This window comes from Halioglobus sp. HI00S01 (genome assembly GCF_001635445.1).
Taxonomy (GTDB): domain Bacteria; phylum Pseudomonadota; class Gammaproteobacteria; order Pseudomonadales; family Halieaceae; genus Halioglobus; species Halioglobus japonicus.
The window spans coordinates 1-309 of record NZ_LWEE01000392.1 but is presented as its reverse complement, the minus strand read 5'-3'; the positions used below and the strand labels follow the sequence as shown (position 1 = coordinate 309).

At 51.8% G+C, this 309-nt stretch carries 1 protein-coding gene; it reads left to right on the top strand.

The window, feature by feature from the left end; genetic code table 11:
* Positions 1-42: 42 nt before the first annotated feature.
* Positions 43-309: hypothetical protein (locus tag A3709_RS24760; RefSeq protein WP_231871290.1), on the top strand; the 267-nt coding region annotated here is incomplete at its 3' end.

The following is a 309-nucleotide window of genomic DNA, read 5'->3' as shown; positions in this document are numbered from 1 at the left end:
TGCCTCGGTGATCGTTGCACTTGCGCCCAGGCGGAGCCGGTTGTGGCGCTTTTACAGCGGGAAATGACCTACATGGCCATGCTCGCGCGGATACAATCAAAGAAGCATTTCCTTGAAAGGGAGCAATTTTTAACGAGTGTGCTCCGGCTGATGCCCGATGGCATTACCTCAGAGCAAGACGTAGAGGAATTCATCCAGCTTCAGCTGGATGCGAGTACAGGTTATTACCTGATACAGTCATCTGCCCCAGAAGTATATGGGAGCGTACTTGAGGACATTGGGCGCTCGTCTATAGACCGTGATCTTCAT